The sequence below is a fragment of the Pantoea sp. X-Soil-TKNS-1279 genome, assembly GCF_059730565.1.
Window position 1 is genome coordinate 701,756 of sequence record NZ_AP035948.1, and the last position, 19,059, is coordinate 720,814.

The following is a 19,059-nucleotide window of genomic DNA, read 5'->3' on the forward strand; positions in this document are numbered from 1 at the left end:
AAATTTGACGCGCAGGACGCGGTGCAAAGCGCACCGGGGAACCTTCTGCGTGCCGCAATTGTCAGTAAATTGAACATTGAATAATTAACCAGAGTGGACATCACCATGCGCAGGACTCACGCCGTACTTCTTTCTGCAGGACTTTTTCTGGGCTCGTTAACCCTGACGCCCGCCGCGCTGGCCGAAGGCGAGCAAATTGATAACGTGCCACCGCCGCCGCAGGTTGAGCAAACCGCGCCAGACGCACAGGCCCAGGCACCGGTAGTGGCAACCCCGGCGCAACCGCAGGATAACGCCGCACAGCCTGTCGCACCGAACAACTACGATCTCACCACTATCGTGATTGATTACAAAGAATATAAAGTCGGCGATGTGGTGCCGGATGAGTATCGCGGTAAATCCTACATCATTAGCGAATGGCAGCCGCGTCACCTGCCAGCACCGCAGGAAGATACCCATTGGGCATATATCAACGCTAACTACATCCTGATCACCAATGACACCGGTAAAATCGTGATGGCGAAATCCGGTGACATCTTCTTTAAAGGCTAGCGATTAATCAGGCGCGCCAACTGCGCCACCGCATTGCTGATTTGACTGGTGCTGGTATTACCGTATCCCAGCACCAGTCCTTGCTGTTTGTGCTCTCCCAGATAAAACCCTGACAGTGCGCCGGGCGCGCAACCTGACTGAATCAGTTGGTCTGCCAACGCGATATCCTGTATTGCGGGTGGGAGCTGTAATACCAAATGCATGCCACATTCCCCACCGAGCAATGAAACCTTTTCACCCAATTGTTGGATGAGTGCGTTGCGCAATGCGGTCTGACGTTGTCGGTACAGGCGACGCATTTTGCTCAGATGACGACTGAAATCGCCATTGCGGAGAAAAGCCGCCAGCGCCTGCTGCTCCAGGCGATTACCGCCGCGCAGCACTTCATGCAGCGCCGGGCGCAGACGCGGTGACAACTGGGGCGGCAACACCATAAAACCCAGACGCAATGCAGGAAACAGGGTTTTGCTGAATGAACCCACGTAAATCACCGGGGCGTGCTGCGCCATCCCCTGCATTGCCGCGATGGGTTCGCCGCTGTAACGAAAATCACTGTCGTAGTCATCTTCAATAATCCACGCCTGATGCTCCCGCGCCGCCGCCAGTAACGCCAGACGGCGTGGCGCACTCATCACCACGCCAGTGGGATACTGATGAGTCGGTGTGGTGTAAATCAACCTTGGTGGACGTTGTTGCCAGTCTTGCGGCTGCGGTGCCAGCCCGTGAGTGTCTACAGCGACAGGTTCGATGTGCAGGTCTCCTGTGCGCATCGCGGCTTTCGCCCCGCGATAGCCCGGTTCTTCCACCCAACCTATGTCACCCGGATTGCTGAGGAGCAACACACATAATGACAGCGCCTGTTGTGCGCCTTCGGTGATGACAATTTGATCCGGGGTGCAGCGTACCCCGCGTGCCAGAGCAAGATGTTGGGCCAAGGCTTCACGTAATGCACCTTCCCCAAGCGGATCACCATAGCCCAGCAACTGGTGGGGCTGATGTTGCATCACGCGATTAAATGCGCGTCGCCACTGGGCGAGTGGAAAGTGCGACAGCGCCGGAACACCTGGCCTCAGCGCCATTTCCTGACTGAACGGACGGTGTGATGAATTTAACTGGGCCACGCGAGTTGCCAACCGTGGCTCGCTGTCATGTTCAGCCATAGCAGCAGGGGCGGGGAGCTGTGCAACCGGCGTGACGCGGCTACCCTGGCGATCGCTCACCAGAAAACCTTCAGCCTGTAGCTGTGTCCAGACGGCGATCACCGTATTACGCGAAACCTGAAGTTCAAGTGCCAACTGGCGCGTGGCGGGCAGTCGGGTGCCTGCGGGGAGTTTGCCAGCCAGAATCGCCTGTCGGATACGCTGGAACAACTGCTGCTGTAGCGTCAAAGGGTGATGGCTTGCCAGCGGTGCCGTTAGCAGGGTGCTGAGGTCGAATTCGTTCATGCCGTGCTCGCGTGGATCTAACAATAAGCATGATTGTGGCGCTTTTTACAGGGCCAGCAAAGTGGCAAATTACCTCTACCCAATCCAACGACAGGGAAACACGATGTCTCAGAACACCAATGCCTGGGGGCAACCCGTGGGGTTTGCATTACCTGACTGGCAACCGCGTCCGCGACCGGAATTTATCCCCTTTACCGGCGACTATTGCTTCCTCGAACCGCTCAGTGCCGAACGTCATGGTCGCGAACTCTATGCTGCCTATGCGCTGGCGGAAGATGGCCGGGACTGGACCTATATGTTTGCGCAACCCTTCAAGGATGAAGCGGCCTATCTGGCGTATGCGCGTCAGATTGAGAATGGGCACGATCCCATGCATTTCGCGGTGATTGATAAAGAAAGTCGGCGTGCTGTCGGAACGCTGGCGTTGATGCGTATCGAACCTACGCATGGTGTGATGGAGATTGGACATGTGGCGTTTTCTCCGCTTTTAAAGCAAACGCGTATGGCAACCGAGGCCCATTATCTCCTGATGCGCTATGCCTTCGAACAACTTGGCTACCGCCGCTACGAGTGGAAATGTGACAGCTGCAATCAGCCATCACGTAATGCGGCACTGCGGCTGGGGTTCCAGTTGGAAGGGATTTTCCGTCAGGCCATTGTCTATAAAGGCCGCAGCCGTGATACCTGCTGGTTTTCGATTATTGATAGCGAATGGCCGCAGGTGAAACTGGGCTTTGAACGCTGGTTGTCAGCGGATAACTTCGACGCCGGGGGAAGGCAGCGCAACCGACTGGAAGCGCTGCGTCAGGGTTAAGTGAGAAAGATATATTTGCTGGCGGCAAGCACGATGGCACAGGTTGCTGCCATCATCACCCGCTTCAGCCATTGCAGCTCTTTCTTCATCCCGACAATGTCGAGATTCATGCCACTGATACGGGAATCCGTGTGATCAAAACGCGCTTCAAGTTTTTCGAAGCGCTTATCAACGTGTTCAAAGCGTTGATTGACGTTCTTCTCAAACTGGTCGACCCGATCTTCAAGGCGGTCAACGCGTGTCTGGAGCGCCTGTTGTCCTTTTACCACCCCTTCCATCGCCTGGGATAAATCGGCTTTGGTCAGTGAATGTTCCTGCTGCATTTCGGCGAAGATCTCGACCAGCACTTCTGCCTGGCGTTCGTCCACACCTGCCTGCTGCAACGATTTGTACGCTTTATGGGTATTCATCATCGTCAGTATCATCCCTGTTCTCCCTGAATGGTTTTCTCCTGGGGAGAAACCTATCCGGGATGTGATAGTTGCGCCATGTTACAGTGTGTATTTTGCGCGCTATCTCGAAAAAAATCAATTAGGACAACGAGTAACGAGATTTTCAGAGGCAGGCCGCCTGTGCCGTGGCACAGGCGGGTGTGGGACTAATTATGTGCGTATTTACCGCTAATTTTTTTGCCGGAAGTTGGGGTTTCATCCTCTTCATCGGTGATGGCGGGCACGGACAGGCTGGCTTTTACTCCCCAAAAGTAGCAGACCAGTGAAGCAACGATGGCGAGGATCATATCCAGTGGCGCACTAATCACACCGCTGCCGCCATAGGTGCCGAGCATGGAAATCACCATTACGGCGATGTAGTAGGCCAATAGCCACCATGCGCACTGCAAATCCTGACGGAACTGGCTGTTTTTCTTGCCAAAAATGGCATAGCCAATCCAGGCGACGATCAGGATCGGGATGAGGATCTCATTCACTGACCAGCCACTCCAGTAGATCAGCAGAGTACTGGCAACAAAGGCCAGAGGACTGAGGATCGCGGCAATCGGTAAACGGAACGGGCGCTGCATATCTGGCAAGTGGTTACGGAACGCGCCCAGGGTAATTGGACCGGGCATATAGGTAAACACCGTTGCGGAGGTCACTGCACCAATCAAGCCACCCCATACCTGAAACTCTGATGGCAGCGTCCAGACGATCGCCAGTAGCAGTGACAGCCACAACGCGCCACGAGGCACACCGGATTTCGCATCCACTTCACCAAACACCTTGAACAGATGGCCGTTGCGCGCCCACGCGAAAAGTACGCGTGCGGCCCCAGCCAGATAGATGTTACCGGTCCCGGCCGGTGAAATAACGGCGTCGATCAAGATCAGGTTAATTAACCAGGTAAGACCAAGGCTGCGTGCCAGGTCAGCATAGGGTGACTGGAATACCTGCTTCAGACCAGCCCAGCCGTGTTGCGACAGTAAATCTGTCGGCACTGCACCCATAAAGGCGTATTGCAGTGCCAGATAAATAACGAAACTGACGGCGATAGCGATACCAATCGCCAGCGGCACGTTGCGCTGTGGGTTTTTGGCTTCACTGGCAAAATCCACCGCCTGACGAAAACCGAGGTAGGCAAACACGATCCCTGCGCCGGTCAGTGAACTGAAGACGCCATGAGCACCGCCCGGAGGTGCCGGTGGCACCTCAAGATTTGGCGCATGGAAGTAGAGCAGCAGGGTGACAATGGTCAGCAGCGGCACGATAAATTTAAAGGTGGTGACAATGGTGTTAACGCGGCCAAAGAAACTGACGCTCCAGTAGTTAAGCAGGAAAAACACCACCAGCAGCCCAATCTGCACGGCAAAACCCAGTCCGGTCGGGCTGCCATCAGCATGCCCCAGCGCTGGCCACCAATAAATGGCGTACTGACGCACGGCTTCAACCTCCACCCCGGCCGTGCTGGTGTAGGCGAGCAGTGAACTCACGCCAATAACAAAACCGACGATATTGCCGTGTGAATAGTTGGGATAGCGCACAAAGCCGCCCGCGCGCGGCAGCGCCGATGAAAGCTCGGCATACACCAGGCCAATCAGCAGCACGATCACTGCCCCTAATACCCACGCCCAACCAGTATGGCTGCCCGCATAGCCGGAACTATTGAGTGCGGCATATAACCAGCCCGACCCAATCATCGATCCAATGCCAAGTAACGACAGATCGACCAGCCCTAATTTCTGTTTTAGCCCACTTGACGCCATAACATGCCCCTGTCTGATTATTAGATGTTGTGAGAGGGGAATAAAGCATATTGCGTGCCAGTAATATTTTAGGGATGTGAAGGTTTAGCGATGAAATAAATATTCTGGCATCACCTGGAGAATGGGCGGTTTAGGTAAATGCCTGACATGGAAATAGGGGGTTCAATATATTCGGGAACTATCTGAACCTATGGATTCGCGGTGCAGGACGCACCGCGATGATCCGAAATATACATTATGCATGTAGTTGAAACATTATGTCATCCCTGCAACAGGAATGACATAATTCCCGTTACTCCTGCGGTTGTGGAATAATTTTAATATCCACCATGCCAATACCTAATTTACGGGGGTCCTGGCCGATGATATTTCCCACATTGGAGAGCTGAGGTTCCGGCGGGGCAATAATTAAATTATGGCTGCCGCCGGGATTGGTGAAATGCAGCGTGGTGGTCGATACATCGTCACCCAAGGTTAATTCCTGCTGCTGATCGCCAACGCGAACCGGAATTGGCCGATGCGCATTGGGGCCAAATGCACGGGCGGTGATCACCACATCAAAACTTCCCGGCAGCGGATCGACATATTCGATGTTCACTTCCGGTGCCAGATTGGCGTTGGACCAACGTCCCCACAGCTCCGGGCGCGAAATGCCGGTGAAGCTTTTCACGCTTTGCGGTGCACCGGGCACGTTGAGCATAAAGCTGTCAGCGCTATAGCGAATGGCGTTGTCTTCAATACGGATCTGCTGCTCATTGTGCTGATATTGCGCATCGCTGAGGGTGGTTAGCGGGAAGATCGCTTTTCCCTTCCACACCGGTTTATCAATACGCGTAATCGTTGGCTGACCGCCCATCTGCCCCATTGCGAGACAGAGGTCGCTGGAAAGTGCCAGATCAGGCTGCCACAGGCGCGCCATCTTAAAGCAGCGATCCACCCAGACGAACTTCTCCGCAGCGGTAAAGTCTGCCAGCTGATAACGCAGCGGCGCGGAATACTCACCTTCCGGCAGCGGTTCCACGCGTTTATCGCCCACGCGGAACAGAATCGGCAGCTTGAAGGTGGTACCTGAGAAGCTGAAAGTGTTCTTCTGCTGGTCGATGGTGAAGGCATCGAGCTTGCTGGGGAAATTCCACAGCTGGATGATATCCGGTTTCCATGACAACACCTTCTGCGTCATGTTATCAAACTGCGCGGAAAGCGAAGGGGAACTGAGGCCGCTGCGGCCAAGGCCAATGGCTTTATCGCCACCGAGAATATCCAACACGGTGGCACCGTTATCCAGCGTGCTGCGCTTGCCATCCAGCACCTTCGCTTCAGGCTGATCGCCACGGATCACCATAAACAGGTCATGGCGTGGTTGTTGGATCAGATATTGATGCGCGGTGTTATTCATCGCCAGGTGATCGGACGTCACCACAATGATGGTGTTTTTAAACCACGGCGAGGCTTTAATACGTTCAATCAGTCGCGCCACATGTTCCTGGGAGCAGGCCACCGCACTGAATGACTGATTTGGTTTGCCATCATAGCTATAGCTTTTATGTTGGCAGGTACGGGAAATAAAACCGTCCGGGTGGTGGGTATCGACGGTGAGGGTAAAGAGCGCAAAGCGTTTCTGCTGCTGCGACAGTTCCTCATACTTCTTAAACACTTCATCCATCACGGTATCATCGTAATAACCCCAGTTGTTGCGATAGTCAGGGTCAGCCACGCGATCTTTCAGTTCCTGCGCACCGTACATATGTGCCGGGTCAAAACCATGCGATTTCAGGAAGGTATCTTTACCGGCAAAGCGCAGGTCGGCACCCTGAATAAACCAGTTATCGTAGCCGGAATTCTTCAGGATATCGCCGAGACAGATATTTTGTGGGAAGAAGCTGGACAGTGCGGCAGACGCATTGTCCTGGAACGGAGCAAACAGCGGAATCCCACATTGTGAGCCGACCATACCGGCGATGGTGTAATCCGTGCCGGGCAGTTGTTCGGTGTTGCTGAAATCCAGGCTTTGATCTTTTTCACGACTCAGCTCGGGTGCCAGGCCGGGGAACGTTTTTTCGTTAAAGTAGGTTCGCTCCAGACTTTCGCCATAGATATAGACCAGGTTGAGCTTTGGCTCGCTAATCACCGATTTTGGCGTCTTGTAGTAAGTCTCGAAATCGGAATCCGCCAGTCGATTATGGGAAGCAATTAAATCTTTCACCTGACGAAATGCCGGGGTGGTTTGCACTGAACCCGCAGCACAGGCGATAGCCAGCAGGCTCCAGCCAAGATGGTGTTTCTGTTTGCGACGACGTAGCAGCCATGTGAGCAGACAGAACAGGAGAAATAAGGCAATGATGATACCGATCGCCGGCACCACGTATTTGCTGACGCCCGCACCGGTCAGGCTGTTAGTCAGGGTATAGAGCACCGCGTCATTAATCCCGTCGCCAGTAAAATAGTTGCTGGCAAACAGCGTGATGTTGAGCACGATGAACAGGGTAAGAAGAAGCAAAATCACACCAAACCAGAACTTATTACGCCCGGCTTTGTGGGAATAGACTGCAATCGCAGCTAAAAAAAGTACAACCGATAATACTTCGGACAAGGTCGGATCCTCAGGCTGATTGAATACGCAATCCGTGCGTAACCACCCTCTTTGGGGGTTTTTGCGTCAATCTATATTGGCTGTCACATGTCTGCAACACGACCAGTCAGATTTGTGCGGCTGATTTGACTTTGTTTAAAGCGGGTTTAGGCAGGCTATGGTTTGCACTGGCAGCTATCAAAGATCGCTGCCAGATAAGGGGGAAGAGAAGAGGATCAGAGTTTGCCGGTCAGGTACTGCGCTTCGCCATCGGCAAAGCTCCAGTCACCTTTATTATTGGTAATAAAACTGATCATCAGGTCATTGCCCTGCACGCCACAGTTTTCCTGTAACTCGCGTGCTAACTCTGCCATGAAGAGCGTTTTCTGTTCTTCACTTCTCGGGCTGGTGTAGACCCGTACCATCACCAGATTGTCACTGCGCTCAAAACCGAGGCCGGTATCCTGAAAAACCATCTGGTATCTTTTGTTTTCGTGAACAATCTGATAACGATCGCGGGGTGGGACTTTAAAAGCAGTCAGAACGGCGCGATGAGCCGCATCCAGCAGAGTACGTAATTCTGATTCAGAACGGCCCTGAATCACGTCAAATTGCAGTAACGGCATAAATAAACCCTCGTTTTTGCTCACATGGAAAGAGTAGGATGTGGTGCTATGCTGCCGTGTACCGTTGCAAAGAAAAAGCGCGCTGCCTGAAATGATTATTTATTATTTTGAACAATCATCATGAAAGAGATTAAAACCGATGCACTTTGGGTGCACCTGCACTGGCTGACCGTGCTGGCTGAGTTGGGGAGCTTTACCCGTGCGGCTGAACGGCTGGATGTCAGCAAGGCGGCGATGAGTCAAAAGATTAAAGAGCTGGAAGAGATGGCGGGCGTCGCGCTGGTGCAACGCACCACCCGCAGCGTACGCCTGACATCTGCCGGAGAAAAGCTGGTGGATGAGCTACGAGATCCCTTTGCGCGTATTGAGCAAAGTTTTTTCAGCGTGCGTGATGAGGCGGGCCCGGTACGCGGCATGGTTCGTGTCAGCGCCCCCGTAGCCTTTGCCCGGCAGCAATTGGTGCCGATCATCGGCGATTTTTTGCGTGAATATCCGCAGGTGCGTATCCAACTGGATGTGACCGACCGCTTAGTCTCGCTCGGCAGTGAGGGTTTTGATTTAGCGATTCGTCACAGCCAGCAGTTGCCGGAAACGCATGTCGCATTGCCGCTGTGTGAAACCCAGACTTTATTGGTGGCGTCCCCCGCTTACCTGGCGGAGCAGGGTACACCACAAACCCCACAGGCATTGCAGCAGCATAATTGCCTGTACTATCCGCGCGGGCTGGAGTCACCACAGTGGCGTTTCCGTCAACTGAACGACGCCAGCGAAACGGTGCTGGTCAGAATCCAGGGGAATTTTGCCACTAACAATAGCGAATCGATTCGCGATGCGGCGTTGCAGGGGTTGGGCATTGCTATGCTGCCAGATTTCAGCGCCAGCGCGGCGTTGGCGGCGGGTACGTTACAACGGGTTTTACCGCAATGGCAGTCGGTGGACGCCTTCGCCGATCGTTTATGGGTGGTGCGCCCTTATGCGGCCCAGGTGCCACGAGCGGTCACCACCTTTATTCACTGGCTACGCGCGCGCTTTGTTGATGGCTGAGGGCGACACCAGCGCAACCGGTGCATGGGGTTGCATCATTTGTCCCAGCAGGCTGGTGCGATTGTAGTTGCCAAGGCGCAGGTTGAAGTCGAGATGCTGACGTTCATTACCGCTTAATTTAATCACCGGTGGCGGGGTGTGCGGGCGCTGCTGAAATAACACCGATTTAGCAAACGCCGCACTATTCCAGCCGCTCAGGCGTTGATAAAAGTAGGCATTCGCTTCGCCCTTGCGCAGATAGATATTCGCCCGGCGATATTCACGCATCGCCGCCTGTTGCGCCAGGGAGCAAAGTTGCTGCTCCGGCTCAGCAATTTTTTGCGCCAGCAGGGTAAAATCATCGCGCTTATTCAATTCACTGAAGAAACGTTGCGCCCCAAGATGTTTAATCGGCGCGTACTGCTTCTGCCATTCGCGGATAAAAGGATTATTGGGGCTGGCGGCGAGAAACCAGTTTTCCATCACCGGCGACAGGTAATTCATGGTTGAGACTTCACAATAAAAACCAATCACATCCATAGGACGTTCCTGATGCACACGATGTACCCAGGCGAGATCTTCAAACAGCAGGGTGCTGCAATCAATGGCGATGCCGCCGTAGCGTAATAATAATTCCAACCGAATGGCATCACTTTTTTGTTTCAGCGTTAATTCTGGTGAAGTGAAGATAAAATCGGGCAAGACTTCTTTTACCGTCTGACGATTTAACAAATGCACCTGATGATCGGGATTATCCTGGCGGATTTTTTGAATATTTAACGCCATTGATTTCGGTAAATATTCATCGTCCCAATACATCCAGACTATTTTAGGGATATCTGCCAACTCTTTTTCGGCAGAAATCAACACCACGTTATCCTCTTCGCTCGGATCGTATTCCGGAGCGACAAGGCTATTTTGCTGCTTTTTTTGCAGTAACATCTGGCCGGTAAAAGCAATTTTCTGCCAGTTGTGCCACAGCATACGGGCAGTTTGGAGGCGTTTTTTTGTCATGGTGCACCTGATTATTGTGATTATCGCGGTTGGGGATTCCCTGATGCTGGCGCGTGGGCGCGCTCTTGTTTCCTCACGGCTGTGTGTAAAAGACTACCCTTGCTTAATAAAACATTCCTGCGCGCGAGACCATCATTTTCTTTATCTTTCAGATAAACCGGAAAATGAATGAGCCACTCAAGTTAAAATTATCATTAAATAATTTTGGTAATCGGTGTTTGTTTAATTAAGTATGGATAAGACTATTCCTAATAAAATAGAATTTCGCTGTGGTTTGATGCGGGCAGGATTAAAAAACGTGAGTCAAATGATGGGTTAACCGTACTGGATTTTTCACTGGCCTACCCAACGCTGATCAGCGTTAGCTACGCTTAAAGGACGTTGTTAAAAAAGGAGACGCTATGCAGCCTGATAACCGCGGATTACTGGCAGTCGATAAACAGGGCAATCGCGTGTTGTTTCTCAACCCGGACACTTTTGCAGTGCAACAGGAACTGAATGCCTTTCCACCCCGGCCACATGAGTTGTTGATGCTGCCGCAGTGGGAGAAAACCTATGTCCCGATTTATGGTGATGGCATCCACGGCGATAATCCCCATCCGGGCCACAAAATCGCGGTGATTAATCTGCGTCAGCGGGTGATCAGTGGTTTTATCGATGTTACGCCCTTGCAGGCGCCACACAGCGGGCAACTGGGGCGCGACGGTAAAGTGTATCTCTGCTGCGAAAACAGCGCCACCGTGGCGGTGATTGATCCGCTTACCGATCGGCTGGAGAAAACCATTCCCCTGCCGTCACATAACGCCCACCGGCTGGCACTGTCACCCAGTGGGCGCAAGTTGTTCACTGAAAACGAAGAAGATGCCAGCATTACGGTGGTTGATCTTTGTGAGGCTGAAGGGCGGGTTATCGACACCATTCTGATGCCAGGACCGATTGCCGGTATCGCCGCCTCGCCAAAACATCCTTATCTGGTCGCCAGCGCGGCCGATGCCCCCTTACTTTATGTGGTGGATCGTCAGAGTCATCGCATTCGCCAGCGGTTACGTTTAGCGGGTCATCAGCAACCTTGTCAGGTCGTTCGTTTCAGCGCTGACGGCGAGCGTCTGGTGGCGATTGGCGATCATGAGGCAGTGATTACGCTGTTCGACGATCTTCTCAATCCCTTGGGTGATATCGCCGTGGGTGATAAACCGATGGATGGCTGTTTCAGTGATGACAAACGCACGTTGTTGATTGCCAATGAAGGTGAGGGGTCGTTGAGCGTGATCGATTTGGCGCAGTTGAGGGTGGTTGCCACGCCGCAGGTTGGGACGGGTTGTGAGGTGCTGAGTTATTTCACCCTCAAATAAAGGGGCGATGATAAATGGCGCTACTCCAGTGGCGGCTGCTGGCGTGTTTTTCTGCCTGCCAGCCGCGCTTGCGCAGTTCGCGTGCAATCAGTTTGTTCATAATGCCGTGGCCAACCAGCAGCACGGTGCCACGGTTTGATAGCAAAATCAGTTTGTCGGCAGCCTGTTGGGCGCGCTGGCGCGCATGATGCACCGATTCCACATGCCCGGAATAGCCACATAGCCACAACAGGCGCAGCAGCGCCAACCAGACATTGAGCGGCAAATGTAGCCTTGCGTAGGGCAAGAGCGGCATTGCCACTTCGCTGAAGACTTCATCCACTGCATGTGGCTGTAGCCCCAGGCGTGTCAGTGAGGATCGGGCACGCGGTAACGGGCTGGAGGCGATGACACTGGCCTGGCTGGCGATTGCCATGCTGCGAGGTGGTGGTGAATCACAGATATCCGCCTGGTCGTAACCTTCACACCAGTCAGCCAGCGCTCGCGCCGTAAAGCGCCCGCTCACCGGATGGTTGGGTTTGCCATGTCGCATAAGAATGATGGTCATAACGCCTCGCAATGAATTTCTCCAGTGTAATGCAGCCGGTTGGCAACCTGGGAGAGTGGCAAGATTTCAGACAAATCCTCATCTGTCATCAAAACTTAACTGAATTATGCGACAAGTGGCGCGATGCAGGTTCAATCGCCACTTTGCTAATGATAAGCAGAAATCGTCAGTCTGGTGCATTTTTGACGTTTTTTTGCGCGCTCGCATTGCATTGTAATGTCATGAATTGACGCCATTTTTATCGATAATCCCTGAGAAATAGTAAAGATAAATTAATTGTTTTTACTGAAATCACTTGATTTATCTACGCGCGTAGATAGACTGATTACACAGTGATAGCTCACGGTGCCAAAGACGAAGTTGGCCTTGAGATGACGAAGTTACATTTGCCTTGTTAATGCGACCGGTGAAAAAAACATCGGCGAAGTCTGGCAAATCAGAGAATTCCAACACCAGGGAATCCTTTATTGACCTTGCATCCAGGTTTGCCCACTAAACGTCGCCACCGGGGCGTTCCGCTTGTTGCAAGGGAACCAGACCACGGAAGGGCGTTTGCTCGATCCTCATCTATCAGGGAAATGGTTATGACGGTACATCACTCCGTTTCGCAACAACGCGCACTGTCTTCTTCTTCGGCCGCCGATGCGCGGCTCGAAACTTCCTCTGGCCGCAAAGATTTCTGGCGCGCCACCTTATCCTGCTGGTTGGGTACGGCAATGGAGTATGCGGATTTCGCGCTCTATGGCCTTGCTGCCGGCATCATTTTTGGCGATGTATTCTTCCCCGAAGCCAGTCCGACGATGGCGCTGCTCTCCAGTTTTGCCACCTGGTCGGTTGGGTTTATTGCCCGTCCGATTGGCGCGCTCCTGTTCGGCTGGATTGGCGATCGTAAAGGCCGCAAGGTGGTGATGATCACCACCATCATTTTGATGGGTGCCTCTACCACGCTGATTGGTTTAATCCCCTCCTACGCCAGCATTGGTTTGTGGGCACCCGCCTGTCTGGTCCTGTTGCGCTTTACCCAGGGGTTAGGGGCGGGGGCTGAGTTGTCTGGCGGTACGGTGATGCTGGGCGAGTATGCACCGGTGCAACGTCGTGGCCTGGTCTCGTCGGTGATTGCGCTCGGTTCCAACAGCGGTACGCTGATCGCGTCACTGGTCTGGCTGGCGGTGGTGCAGATGGACCAGCAAAGCCTGCTCGCCTGGGGCTGGCGCATTCCGTTCCTCAGTAGTGTGCTGATTGCGCTGGTGGCGTTGTGGCTTCGTCGCCATCTGCGCGAAACCCCGGTATTCGAACGCCAGCAGGCGGAGCTGAAAGCGGAACGTGACGCGAGCCTCGCCACCCATGTCGCACCCACCGATACCCGCAGCTTCTGGCAACGTAGCCGTGCCTTCTGGACTATGGTTGGCCTGCGTATTGGCGAAAATGGACCATCGTATCTGGCGCAAGGTTTTATCGTGGGTTATGTGGCGAAAGTGCTGATGGTGGACAAATCGGTGCCCACCACTGCGGTTTTTATCGCCTCGATTCTGGGTTTCCTGATCATTCCTTTGGCCGGCTGGCTCTCTGACCGCTTTGGCCGTCGCATTACTTACCGTGGTTTCTGTCTGTTGCTGATGTTCTACGCCTGGCCTGCGTTCCACCTGCTCGATAGCCGTGACCCGGCTATTGTAATTCCGGTGATGGTGGTGGGGATGGCGCTGGCGTCACTCGGTATCTTTGGCGTACAGGCGGCGTGGGGCGTTGAGTTGTTCGGTGTGAAGCATCGTTACACCAAAATGGCGGTGGCAAAAGAGCTGGGGTCTATCCTTTCAGGAGGTACTGCGCCATTGGTGGCTGCGGCGCTGCTGTCGTTTACCGGCCACTGGTGGGCGATTGCTATCTACTTTAGCGCCATGGCAACCATTGGGTTTCTGACCACCTTTGTGGCACCGGAGACGCGCGGGCGTGACCTCAATCTGCCGGATGATGCGATCTGACGTGCATCTGCCGCTACGGTTGGGTGCCAGGAACAGAATTCGAGGTAAAAGTATTGGCTAAATCGTCGTCCGGAAATGTCACGCGTAGTGACGTCGCCAAAGCCGCAGGCACCTCTGTGGCGGTGGTGAGTTACGTCATCAACAACGGACCTCGCCCGGTGGCAGAAGCTACACGTCAGCGGGTGCTGGAGGCGATCAAACAAACCGGCTACCGGCCAAATGCCGTGGCGCGTGCGCTGGCATCGGGCAGCACCAAAACCTTTGGCTTGATTGTGCCCAATATTGCCAACCCGTTTGTCGCATCGATGGCGCATCTGTTGTTACAGGAGTCGCTAAACCACGGGCACGTCATGTTGCTGGGCGATGCTGGTGATGATCGTCAGCGCGAGCTGGAGTTGATTCAGGGACTGCTGAATCGTCAGGTCGACGGCCTGTTTTATAACAGCGTCGATCGCCACCCTTATATCGATGTGATCAAAGCCAGCGGGACACCGTTTGTCATGCTCGATCGCGTTGAGCCACAACCCGGCGTCAGCATGCTGCGAGTGAATGAACGCGAAGCGGCACGTCAGGTGACAGCGCATCTGCTCAGTCACGGTTATCAGCAGGTTGGGATGATCAGTGGTCCACTGGAAATGTTGAATACGCAGGATCGTATTCAGGGCTGGCGTGATGCGCAGGCCGAGTATGGCTTGCAGGTGGATGAGGCGTTGATCTTCCCCGCCAGTTATACGCGACAGGGCGGCTACGATGCCGCATGGCGGATGATGAACAGCAACCGGGTGCCGCGTGCGCTTTTTGCCAGCAATGAAGGGCAGGCGATTGGCTGCATTCGTGCCTTTGCTGAATCTGGCTTACGCGTGCCGCACGATGTTGCGTTGGTCTGTTTTAACGGTACTGAGCAGTCGGCCTTTCATGTGCCGACGCTGACAACAGTACGCCAGCCGCTGCGTGAAATGGCGCAGCGCGCAATTGCCATGCTGAAAAACTGGGATGGCGAGGCGGAGCTGGCGGAATTTCCTCACCATCTGGAGATCGGTGAGTCCTGTGGTTGCCAACTAACCAGCCGAAAATAAATAACACCATGAAAAGATTGATTATTGATTGTGATCCGGGGAATGGCATTGCCGGTGCAAACACCGACGATGGGTTGGCTTTAGCCTTAGCGCTGGCGTCACCTGCTTTGTCAGTGGAATTGATCACCACTGTCACCGGTAATACCCCTTGTGCGGTGGGAACCCAGGTGGTGAAGGATCTGTTGCAGCGACTGGGCCTGAATATTCCGGTGGTGCAGGGTGCCCAGCAGGCATTACGCGAAGACCCGGCACCGTGGCGCGCGCGTCTTGATGGTGTCGAGGACAAAAAACTGGCCGAACTGTGGCGCGGCGTACGTCAGCCACAGCTGTTGCCAGCCGATGGCAATGATGCCGCAGGCGTGATGGGCCAGCTGATTTGTGACAATCCGGGCGAGTTTACCCTGGTGGCGATCGGTCCACTTACCAATGTGGCACAGGCGCTACAACGTTATCCGCAGATGGCGGAAGCGGTGGCGGAGATTGTCATCATGGGCGGCGTATTTGCGCTGGACGATTATATCAAAGACACCAATTTTGGCCTCGACCCGGAAGCGGCGCATCAGGTGCTGCACAGCGGGGCGACGGTGACGCTGGTGCCAATGGATGTCACCACGCAAACGTTGCTGACGCATCAGGATCTCAGCCGTCTTACCCACCATCAACATACACTCACCCAGTTTGTCCGGGAAACGCTGCGACCGTGGATTGATTACTCCATCCGTACCCGCCATTTGCCGGGCTGTTGGATCCACGATGCTTTGGTGGTCGCCTGGCTGTTGAATCAACGTGTCGCCGACGGCATGGATTATCATGTCGATGTGGAATTACGGCCTGGAGCCACGCGGGGTAAAAGTTGGCGTTATCGCACGCCGCTGCGTCTGGATGTGGGCATTCCGCACGATGCCGGCGCGCTGGTACATGTCCTGCACAGCGTCGATAACCCCTTGTTGCTGGACATCATCGAGCAGGCATTTAACGGCCTGAACAACTAAAAAAAGCCCGGTCATCGCGCTGGCGATGACCGTATTTCACCTGACATGCTTCCTTACACCGGGACGCACTCGCTGACAATTCCGCGTCACAGCCTGCCTTTCTGACATGCTATATACAAATAGTTAACAAAATAGTAACCGATGCAATCATTCGCACGGTAACGTTCACAATAATGTCCGGCCAACGATCCGGGCGCTGTCAGACAGGATACCCCCTATGTTTAACTGGACTGCGACGCAGCGAAATGTGGCTTTTGCCAGTTTCGCCAGCTGGACGCTGGATGCGTTCGACTTTTTTATTCTGGTGTTTGTACTCAGCGATCTTGCCCAGTATTTCCACACCAGCGTTTCTGATGTTTCTATCGCGATTATGCTCACGCTGGCAGTGCGGCCAATTGGTGCGCTGCTGTTTGGTCGTCTCGCGGAAAAATATGGGCGCCGCCCGATTCTGATGCTCAATATTGTGTTGTTCTCGCTGTTTGAGCTGCTGTCAGCCTGGTCACCGAACTTTGCTGCTTTCCTGACGTTCCGCGTGATTTACGGCGTGGCAATGGGGGGCATCTGGGGCGTGGCCTCGTCGCTGGCGATGGAAACCATCCCGGATCGTTCGCGGGGTTTGATGTCCGGAATTTTCCAGGCGGGTTATCCCTGTGGCTACCTGCTGGCGTCGATCATCTTCGGTTTGTTCTTCGAGAGCGTGGGCTGGCGCGGAATGTTTATGATTGGTGCGCTGCCAATTTTGTTGTTGCCCTTTATCTATTTCAAGGTGCCGGAATCCCCGGTGTGGCTGGCGGCGCGACAGCGTAAAGAGAGTACCGCCTTGCTGCCGATTATTCGCCAGCACTGGAAAATCTGTATTTACATGGTGCTGCTGATGGCCTGCTTCAACTTCTTCAGCCACGGTACCCAGGATCTCTATCCCACCTTCCTGAAGGTACAACACCAGTTTGATCCGCACACCGTAAGCATTATTGCGATTAGCTACAATATCGCGGCGATGCTGGGCGGTATCTTTTTCGGTTCGCTTTCGGAGCGTATCGGGCGTAAGAAAGCCATTATGCTGGCGTCGTTTCTGGCGCTGCCGGTGCTGCCGTTGTGGGCGTTTTCCAGCGGTTCCTGGATGATTGGCATCGGTGCGTTTCTGATGCAGTTTATGGTGCAGGGCGCATGGGGTGTGGTACCGACCTATCTCACCGAGCTGGTGCCTGCCAATGCGCGTGCGGTGCTGCCGGGTTTTGTGTACCAGTTGGGGAACCTGATTGCCTCGGTTAACGCCACCTTACAATCGCGTATTGCGGAAGCACACGGCGGTAACTATGGCTTAGGGATGGCGATTGTTGCCGGGACGGTGGCGGTGTTGATATGCGTGTTTGTCGCATTTGGACGGGAAACGCGTGGCATTGAAATATCCGGTGCCGTGGCGCGCGAGTCGCATTAAAACGACTCGCAGACGTCAATCCATTTTGCCGCAGTGAGATCCGCCATACGCTGCGGCGAAATGCGCACCGCATTGTAAATTGAACCCGCCGCAGGCAGCACCTCATCGTAGCGACGCAATGAGACATCGCAATAGACGGTTAGCGGATTTTCCAGGCCGAATGGGCTGACTGCGCGGGCGGGATGGCCTGTCAAATTCACCACCTCATCGACGCACAACATACGTACTTTCCTGCCAAGTGTCGCTTTTAATTTGTCATTATCAAGACGCGCATCACCGCGCGTGACAATCAGCACGATTTTATCTTTTACTTTAAAAGACAGGGTTTTAGCGAGTTGTCCTGGCTCCACGTCATGCAGGCGTAGGGCCAGTTCAGCGTCCGGCATCTCGATGATATCGACATCCGGTGCATGTTTGGCAAAGAAGTGCCGTACCGACTCCAGGCTCATTTTTTTCTCCGGCAAAATCAAGCGCTAAAACTGCCATAAGCCCTCTCAACTGTAAACGAGAATGCAGGAGAATCTGTAACAGAATTTACTGAGCACACACCGCTGTTAATGTGCAGTTACCACAGCGTTCAACGTCGGGAATGCGGTAACGCTGGCAGCAACTACGTCGTTCCATCACGCCATTGCGTGGGATCATTGTGCGGTAAAGCGGGTTATCGCTGCCATCCAGCAGGGTACGGCTGAAGAACAACGCCTGCTCCAGCTGTGACACCACATCTGCGGGCAACAGCGTTTTTAACTCTCCAAGGAACCACCAGAAGGAGAATCCCATGTTGTTCCAGATCAGTTTGGCGTTGATATCACCGTGCTGCGCCATGCCATTTACGGCTGGAATCAGGTAGTGCTGGATCAGGCGATCGAGACGCTGCTGTGCGTTGAGGTAACGAGCATCCTCATCCTCCTGCACATCAATCCAGAAAGCGCAGGGATGGCCATTTTCATGGAATTCAACGTGAATCAGATGGGGAGCGCAGTTAAGCGCGCGTGGTTCCAGCAGCAGTGCCAGCATCAACGGTGACAGCAACAGGCCGAAATACCATTGCGCCCAGAGCGACTGGAGTGGCTTCGCCTCATGCGGGACATCAGGATGATTGCGATACAAATAATCGCTGTAGCGCTGGGTGAGGCGGCGGTAATGCTGGGGTTGGGACCATTCGGCAAGTGTGAAGGTGCCTGATGGCGCAGGCTGGCCGAGGTGTATTGTTTCCAGCATGTAGCTGCGCTGTTCACGCATCAGATCTTCCAGTGCGCTCGCCAGCGTGCGGTCGCTTTGGATAAAGATCAGTGGATGTTCGCTGAAGCGATGATCCTGACGGGTGATAGTAGCCATGCCGGTCCTGAATGAAAACGGGAAGCGAAAAACAAATGATAATCGTTCCCGCTTCAGCTCACAAGACAACCCGGCGTTGGATTCACCGTCATGG

At 53.9% G+C, this 19,059-nt stretch carries 17 protein-coding genes; 8 read left to right on the forward strand and 9 right to left on the reverse strand.

What is annotated here, in order from left to right:
• Nucleotides 1-105 precede the first annotated feature (105 nt).
• Nucleotides 106-552 (forward strand): RcnB family protein, encoded by a 447-nt coding sequence (locus AC6I8N_RS03185; RefSeq protein ID WP_497830026.1) that lies wholly within the window; start codon nt 106-108, stop codon nt 550-552.
• Here AC6I8N_RS03185 and pdxR read toward each other — a convergent pair.
• Entirely contained in the window at nt 549-1,997 is a 1,449-nt protein-coding gene (gene pdxR, locus AC6I8N_RS03190; RefSeq protein WP_497830027.1) for a MocR-like pyridoxine biosynthesis transcription factor PdxR, read from the reverse strand. The two genes, AC6I8N_RS03185 and pdxR, sit on opposite strands and share 4 nt — an antisense overlap.
• Before the next feature lie 103 nt (nt 1,998-2,100).
• Between pdxR and AC6I8N_RS03195 the strand changes: the two genes are divergently transcribed.
• The gene (locus AC6I8N_RS03195) at nt 2,101-2,811 is read left to right on the forward strand and encodes a GNAT family N-acetyltransferase (protein WP_497830028.1); all 711 of its coding nucleotides are present in this window, start codon (nt 2,101-2,103) and stop codon (nt 2,809-2,811) included.
• Here AC6I8N_RS03195 and AC6I8N_RS03200 read toward each other — a convergent pair.
• From AC6I8N_RS03200 to AC6I8N_RS03215, 4 genes are all read right to left on the reverse strand, one after another.
• Nucleotides 2,808-3,236: a hypothetical protein gene (locus AC6I8N_RS03200; RefSeq protein WP_497830029.1), complete on the reverse strand. Its 429-nt coding sequence runs from the start codon at nt 3,234-3,236 to the stop codon at nt 2,808-2,810. The genes AC6I8N_RS03195 and AC6I8N_RS03200 overlap by 4 nt on opposite strands.
• Before the next feature lie 173 nt (nt 3,237-3,409).
• The gene (locus AC6I8N_RS03205) at nt 3,410-5,011 is read right to left on the reverse strand and encodes an APC family permease (protein ID WP_497830030.1); all 1,602 of its coding nucleotides are present in this window, start codon (nt 5,009-5,011) and stop codon (nt 3,410-3,412) included.
• A 292-nt stretch (nt 5,012-5,303) separates the two neighbouring features.
• Nucleotides 5,304-7,601, reverse strand: coding sequence for a phosphatidylglycerol--membrane-oligosaccharide glycerophosphotransferase (opgB, locus tag AC6I8N_RS03210; protein WP_497830031.1), 2,298 nt, complete (start codon nt 7,599-7,601; stop codon nt 5,304-5,306).
• Nucleotides 7,602-7,816: 215 nt separating this feature from the next.
• Nucleotides 7,817-8,206: a tautomerase family protein gene (locus tag AC6I8N_RS03215; RefSeq protein WP_021185799.1), complete on the reverse strand. Its 390-nt coding sequence runs from the start codon at nt 8,204-8,206 to the stop codon at nt 7,817-7,819.
• A 120-nt stretch (nt 8,207-8,326) separates the two neighbouring features.
• Between AC6I8N_RS03215 and AC6I8N_RS03220 the strand changes: the two genes are divergently transcribed.
• The gene (locus AC6I8N_RS03220) at nt 8,327-9,250 is read left to right on the forward strand and encodes a LysR family transcriptional regulator (RefSeq protein WP_021185800.1); all 924 of its coding nucleotides are present in this window, start codon (nt 8,327-8,329) and stop codon (nt 9,248-9,250) included.
• On the opposite strand, the gene AC6I8N_RS03225 is transcribed toward AC6I8N_RS03220, so the two are convergent.
• Complete coding sequence (locus AC6I8N_RS03225) at nt 9,224-10,243, reverse strand: glycosyltransferase family 32 protein (protein ID WP_208724740.1); 1,020 nt, start codon at nt 10,241-10,243, stop codon at nt 9,224-9,226. The two genes, AC6I8N_RS03220 and AC6I8N_RS03225, sit on opposite strands and share 27 nt — an antisense overlap.
• A gap of 401 nt (nt 10,244-10,644) precedes the next feature.
• Here AC6I8N_RS03225 and AC6I8N_RS03230 point away from each other — a divergent pair, with 401 nt between their 5' ends.
• Nucleotides 10,645-11,595, forward strand: coding sequence for a beta-propeller fold lactonase family protein (locus AC6I8N_RS03230; RefSeq protein ID WP_497830032.1), 951 nt, complete (start codon nt 10,645-10,647; stop codon nt 11,593-11,595).
• Here AC6I8N_RS03230 and AC6I8N_RS03235 read toward each other — a convergent pair.
• Nucleotides 11,588-12,142 (reverse strand): histidine phosphatase family protein, encoded by a 555-nt coding sequence (locus tag AC6I8N_RS03235; RefSeq protein WP_497830033.1) that lies wholly within the window; start codon nt 12,140-12,142, stop codon nt 11,588-11,590. The two genes, AC6I8N_RS03230 and AC6I8N_RS03235, sit on opposite strands and share 8 nt — an antisense overlap.
• A gap of 584 nt (nt 12,143-12,726) precedes the next feature.
• Between AC6I8N_RS03235 and AC6I8N_RS03240 the strand changes: the two genes are divergently transcribed.
• From AC6I8N_RS03240 to AC6I8N_RS03255, 4 genes are all read left to right on the forward strand, one after another.
• Nucleotides 12,727-14,121, forward strand: a complete 1,395-nt coding sequence (locus AC6I8N_RS03240; protein ID WP_497830034.1) for an MFS transporter — start codon at nt 12,727-12,729, stop codon at nt 14,119-14,121.
• A 53-nt stretch (nt 14,122-14,174) separates the two neighbouring features.
• A complete protein-coding gene (locus AC6I8N_RS03245; protein WP_497830035.1) occupies nt 14,175-15,197 on the forward strand; it encodes a LacI family DNA-binding transcriptional regulator in 1,023 nt (340 codons plus the stop codon).
• Nucleotides 15,198-15,205: 8 nt separating this feature from the next.
• Nucleotides 15,206-16,189, forward strand: a complete 984-nt coding sequence (locus tag AC6I8N_RS03250) for a nucleoside hydrolase (RefSeq protein WP_036627489.1) — start codon at nt 15,206-15,208, stop codon at nt 16,187-16,189.
• 217 nt (nt 16,190-16,406) lie between these two features.
• A complete protein-coding gene (locus AC6I8N_RS03255; protein WP_021185807.1) occupies nt 16,407-17,627 on the forward strand; it encodes an MFS transporter in 1,221 nt (406 codons plus the stop codon).
• Here the strand turns inward: AC6I8N_RS03255 and AC6I8N_RS03260 are convergent.
• Both AC6I8N_RS03260 and fhuF read right to left on the reverse strand, forming a co-directional pair.
• Entirely contained in the window at nt 17,624-18,076 is a 453-nt protein-coding gene (locus tag AC6I8N_RS03260; RefSeq protein ID WP_497830036.1) for a YbaK/EbsC family protein, read from the reverse strand. The genes AC6I8N_RS03255 and AC6I8N_RS03260 overlap by 4 nt on opposite strands.
• A gap of 85 nt (nt 18,077-18,161) precedes the next feature.
• Nucleotides 18,162-18,965 (reverse strand): siderophore-iron reductase FhuF, encoded by an 804-nt coding sequence (gene fhuF / locus AC6I8N_RS03265; protein ID WP_497830037.1) that lies wholly within the window; start codon nt 18,963-18,965, stop codon nt 18,162-18,164.
• Between the last annotated feature and the right edge of the window lie 94 nt (nt 18,966-19,059).